This window comes from Nocardioides sp. CPCC 206348 (assembly GCF_048654705.1).
Classification (GTDB): Bacteria; Actinomycetota; Actinomycetes; order Propionibacteriales; family Nocardioidaceae; genus Nocardioides.
Genome location: NZ_JBMCZA010000114.1, coordinates 19,477 through 23,079, shown reverse-complemented (window position 1 = coordinate 23,079; position 3,603 = coordinate 19,477). Strand labels below are relative to the sequence as shown.

The window sequence follows — 3,603 nt, the reverse complement described above, 5'->3', positions numbered from 1 at the left end:
GGAAGCGCAGGAATCCCCGCCTCAGCGGGGATTCCTGCACCGCACTCACAGCCCGAGGTCGCGCCCGATGAGCTCCTTCATGATCTCGTTCGAGCCCGCCCAGATCTTCGTGACGCGGGCGTCACGCCAGGCCCGGGCCACGCGGTACTCGTTCATGAAGCCGTAGCCACCGTGCAGCTGGACGCAGGCGTCGAGAACCTCGCTCTGGGCCTGGCTGGACCACCACTTCGCCTTGGAGGCGTCGATGGCGGTGAGCTCGCCCTTGCTGTGCGCGAGGACGCACTTGTCGATGTAGGCCTCGGCAACCTCGATCTGGGTGAAGAGCTCGGCGAGCAGGAACTTGTTGCTCTGGAACTTGCCGATCGACTGGCCGAAGGCCTGGCGGTCCTTCGTGTACTGCAGGGTCTCGATGAGGATCTGCTTGGCCTGCGCGACGTTCGCGACCGCGCAGCCGAGGCGCTCCTGCGGGAGCTTCTGCATCATGTGGATGAAGCCCATGTTGAGCTCACCGATGATCTCGGCGTCGGTGACGCGGACGTTCTCGAAGAACAGCTCGGCGGTGTCGGACTCCTCCATGCCGACCTTGTCGAGCTTGCGGCCGCGCGAGAAGCCTTCCTTCGTGGCCTCGATGCCGAACAGGGTGATGCCCTTCGGGCCACGCTCGGGGTCGGTGCGCACGGCGGTGACGAACAGGTCGCCGGAGTAGCCGTTGGTGATGAACGTCTTCGAGCCGTTGATGATCCACTCGTCGCCGTCGCGGACCGCGGTGGACTTCAGGTTCGCGAGGTCCGAGCCACCCGACGGCTCGGTCATGCCGATGCCGAGCAGGATCTCGCCGGACACGACACCCGGGAGCCAGCGTTCCTTCTGCTCCTCGGTGCCCAGCTCGACGATGTACGGCGCCGTGATGTCGGCGTGGATGCCGTGGCAGGTGGGGTACGCCGCGCCGACCTTGGCGAGCTCCTCCTGGAGGACGGCGTTGAACCGGAAGTCGCCGGCCTCGGCGCCGCCGTACTGCTCGGGGACCTCGAGGCCCAGCAGGCCCTGCTTGCCGGCTTCCAGCCAGAACTCGCGGGGCAGCGCCTTCGCGGCGATGTGCTCCTCGGTGTGCGGCAGGACCGACCTGTCGATGAACTCCTTCACGGACGACCGGAAGGCCTCGTGGTCCTCTTCATAGATCTCGCGCTTCATGCCCCCAACCCTACTGGTGGGTCACATCGCCGTCGTTGTCCCGATGCACAACATTCGGGCCACCGGGTTGGGCTACTCGTCCGCCACCGAGACGCGCGACGGCATCACCAGTCCGGCCACGACCAGGGCGAGCGACGTGCACGCCACGACGACGAAGACCGTGTGCAGCGCGGGGTCCAGGATGCCGACCGGCAGGGCGTCCAGGTTGACGTCGCCGGCATGGTGCCCACCGCCGAGTCGCGATGCGACGACACCGTTCGCGACGGCCCCGAAGACGGCCACCCCCACCGCGCTTCCGAGCGACCGGGCGAACACGTTGGTGCCGGTGGCGACGCCACGGTCGCGCCACCCCACGGCGGACTGGGCGGCGACGATGCTGGGACTGGCGACGTACCCGAGGCCGAGGCCGAGGACCAGGCAGCCGATGGCCAGCACCCACACCGGGCTGTCGGGACCGACGCTGGCGATGATTCCGGTGCCGATGAGGCCGAACCCGGCGCCCGCGAGCAGGCAGGGCCGGTAGCCCCAGCGCAGGTAGAAGCGGCCGGCGGTGCTCGCGGCGATGGGCCAGCCGATGGCCAGGGCCGCCACGGCGAGGCCGGCCACCACGGCACCGGCACCCAGCACCCGTTGCGCGTAGACGGGGACGTACGACGTCACGCCGAGCATCACCATGCCGACCACGAACGCGCCGACGGTCGCGGCATTGAGGACCCGGTTGTTGAAGATCCACAGCGGCAGCACGGGGTCCGGGACGCGACGCTCGACGGCGACGAACGCCACCAGGAGTACGGCGGCCGCCGCGAAGATGCCGACGCCGAGCGGGGACCACCAGGCCCACCGGATGCCGCCCTCGAGCAGGCCGAGCAGCAGCAACAGCGCGGCGCCCGCCAACAGGGCGGCACCACCGACGTCGATCGATCGCCGTTCCGCGCGGGCGTCGTGCGCCGCGGTCTCGTGGAAGCTGCGGAGCAGGACGACCGCGGCCACGGCACCGAGCGGGACGTTGACCCAGAAGATCCAGCGCCACGACGCCTGTTCGGACAGCAGTCCGCCGAGCGTCGGTCCGACGACCGCGGACGTCGCCCACACGCCGGCGACATAGCTCTGCGCGACGGCGCGCTCGGCGACGGAGTAGATGTCACCCATGATCGTCATGCCGGCCGGCTGGATGGCGCCCGCACCCAGGCCCTGCACGCCGCGGAACACGATCAACGCGGTCATGCTCCAGGAGAGCGCGCACAGCACCGACCCGAGGACGAACAGCCCGATCCCGAAGAGCATCAGCGGCTTGCGGCCGAAGACGTCGGCGAGCTTGCCGTAGATCGGCGTGGTCACCGCCTGCGCGAGGAGGTACGTCGAGAACAGCCACGGGAACTGCGTGAAGCCACCCAGGTCGTCGACGATCGACGGCACCGCCGTGGCCAGGATCGTGGTGTCGATGGCGACCAGCGCGGTGCTCAGCATCACCGCGCCGAGGATCGGACCCCGGTCACTGCGCAGTCCCACGCTGGCCCTGGACGCGGTCGCGGGCGCAGAGGTGGTCACGTCCTTGGGCAACCCGCGGTCGTCGTACGGCATTCCCGACTAGTTCAGGCTCTCCTCGGCCTTGTCGAGGAAGGCCTGGAGGTCGAAGACGTCGGCGGCCGGCGGCACCTTGATCTCGGCCTCCTTGTCGAAGTCGGAGAACTCGAAGAAGTCGACGTCGCTCTCCTCGATGCGCAGCAGGTAGTGCGGTTCGCCCAGCCGGACGTAGAGCACCTCGCGCTGCGAGCCCTCGACCTGCTCGATCTTGACGGCGTCGTCGCCGCCGACCTCCTCTTGGCCCAGGCTGGTCGCGGTGGCGCCCTCGCGGCCGTCGCGCTCCAGGAACTCGTCGAGGTCGCAGAAGGCGTCGGTCGTCTCGAGCAGGCTGTTCTCGAGCACCCACCGGTCCCCGATGACGGGAAGCACCAGCGCCGCCGTGCCGTCGCCGCTCGCGGAGTTCCAGAACTTCGCATCGGCGCGGAGGTAGATGTTGTCGTCCACCCGCAGGATCTCGGCCACGCCGCCGGACGACTCCTTCATCGTGCCCTTGCAGTCACCGCGGCTGGTCGCCGTGACGTCCACCTCGACGGGCGAGCCGTCGTCGTCGAACTGGCCGCGGATCCGCGCCGTCTCGAGGACCACCATGTCCTTCTCGGAGGCCTGCAGGATCTCCTTGGGGTCGAGTGCGAGGAAGGACGCCCCTTCCGTCGGGTCGTCCCCGTCGTCGCCGCCGGTGAGCAGGGCGGCACCGATGCCCGTGCCGAGCGCGACCACGGCAGCCACCCCACCCAGGACCCACCACTTCTTCGAGGAGGTACGACGTCCGGTGGGCGTCGCGGCAAGGAACGCCGGCGGCGGCGGATTCGCAGCGGCCGGCACGAACGC

Annotated in this window: 3 protein-coding genes; all 3 read right to left on the bottom strand. The window is 69.5% G+C overall.

Annotation, left to right across the window (positions count from 1 at the left end; translation table 11 throughout):
• Window positions 1–45: 45 nt before the first annotated feature.
• A complete protein-coding gene (locus ACOADB_RS07000; protein ID WP_378597239.1) occupies window positions 46–1,191 on the bottom strand; it encodes an acyl-CoA dehydrogenase family protein in 1,146 nt (381 codons plus the stop codon).
• 72 nt (window positions 1,192–1,263) lie between these two features.
• Entirely contained in the window at window positions 1,264–2,772 is a 1,509-nt protein-coding gene (locus ACOADB_RS06995) for an MFS transporter (protein WP_378597238.1), read from the bottom strand.
• A gap of 6 nt (window positions 2,773–2,778) precedes the next feature.
• Window positions 2,779–3,603: hypothetical protein (locus ACOADB_RS06990; RefSeq protein WP_378597237.1), on the bottom strand; the 825-nt coding region annotated here is incomplete at its 5' end.